Source organism: Pseudomonas sp. K5002 (genome assembly GCF_013386655.1).
Taxonomy (GTDB): Bacteria; Pseudomonadota; Gammaproteobacteria; order Pseudomonadales; family Pseudomonadaceae; genus Aquipseudomonas.
In genome coordinates this window covers 1-1,549 of record NZ_JACARK010001451.1, presented here as the reverse complement: position 1 = coordinate 1,549, position 1,549 = coordinate 1, and the positions used below count along the sequence as shown (strand labels likewise).

Genomic DNA, 1,549 nt, shown 5'->3' with positions numbered 1-1,549 from the left:
GGCGCGCAGGGCTTCGGCGTGGAACGCGCCCTTGTGCAGCGAAATCACGATCACCACCCAGGCAAACGGCGTCAGCGGGTTGGCCGCGCCGACGGCCTGGGTCAGCAGCATGTTCAACACCAGGAATGCGCAGTACAGCTGCACCAGGGTCGGCGTGTTGCGGGTGACTTCGATAAACACCCGCGCCGGTTTGGCCAGCCACGGGTTGCCGGAAGTCAGCAGCGCTGCCAGGCTGATCCCGGCCAGCAGGCTGCCGACGATGGTGAACAGGCACAACAGCACCGTGGTCAGCGCGCCCTGCTCCAGGGTGCCGCGCTGATAGGCATCCAGCAGGAAGCTGTAGTTGAGGCCGATACCGGCGGCCCAGTGCACAAAAAGCTCCAGCCAATGACTCATTCGACGCCCCGCAGCTTGCCGCAGGCGACAGCGATACGGCGGCCGGCCTCGGCCACGCTGTCGGTCGCGGTGGCGATGGACAGGCGAAACCACGGCGACAGGCCGTAGGCACTGCCCGCTACTCCGGCGACGCCCTCCTCCAGCAAGTACGCGACGACATCGCCATCATCGTCCAGGCGCTGACCGTCCGGGCGATAGCGGCCAAGCAACCCGGCGCAACGCACGAACACGAAAAAGCCGCCCTGGGGTTCGAGTACTTCCAGGCCCTCGACGGTGCCGAGGGCCATCATCAACAGGTCCCGGCGCAGTTGATAGGCCGCTACCTGCTCGGCCAAAAAGCCCAGCCCGCCGATGAATGCAGCCAATGCAGCGGCCTGGCCCACGGAGGAAGCACCGGAGGTGGATTGCGACTGAACAACCGCCATTGCATGGGTCAAGGCCTGCGGCCCGGCGCCGAAACCGATGCGCCAGCCCGTCATGGCGTAGGTCTTGGACACGCCGCCCACCAGCAGGCAACGGTCCTGCAAATCCGGCGCAACGTTCAGCAGGCTCTGGGCCGGGCGCCCGTCGAAGCGGATGTGTTCGTAGAGTTCATCCAGCAGCACCAGCACCTGGGGATGGCGACGCAGTACCTCGGCCAGCGCATGCAGTTCAGCCTCGCTATACACCGCACCGCTCGGGTTGCCCGGGCCGTTAAGGATCAGCCAGCGCGTGCGTTGATTGATGTGTTGCTCCAGCTGGGCGGGCAGCAGTTTGCAACCCTGCTCCAGCCCGCACTCGATAAAAACCGGCTCGCCACCGTTGAAGCGCACGCTGTCGGGGAACGACGGCCAGTAAGGCGTCGGCACCAGCACTTGATCGCCTTCGTCGAGGGTTGCGGCGAAGGCGTTGAAGATGATTTGTTTCGCGCCGTTGGCGATCACGATATTCGGCAGCGAATAGTCCAGATGGTTTTCTTCGGCCAGTTTTCGCTGCACGGCCACGCGCAAGGCTTTTACCCCGGGTGTCGGCGTGTACTTGGTGGCGCCCGCAGCAATGGCTGCGCAGGCGGCTTGCTTGATGTGCTCCGGGGTATCGAAATCCGGCTCGCCGGTGGTCAGGTCCAGGATGTCGCGCCCGGCGTCACGCAGTTCCGTGGCGCGGGATTTGGCCG

Annotated in this window: 2 protein-coding genes; both read right to left on the bottom strand. The window is 65.2% G+C overall.

Annotation, left to right across the window (positions count from 1 at the left end; all coding sequences use genetic code 11):
* Positions 1-396, bottom strand: a 396-nt coding sequence (locus HX846_RS37120) for an ABC transporter permease subunit (RefSeq protein WP_178967452.1), incomplete at its 3' end; no start/stop codon positions are given.
* Positions 393-1,549 (bottom strand): aminotransferase class I/II-fold pyridoxal phosphate-dependent enzyme (locus tag HX846_RS37115; protein WP_178967451.1); only part of this gene is annotated, 1,157 nt, incomplete at its 5' end. The genes HX846_RS37115 and HX846_RS37120, both read right to left, overlap by 4 nt.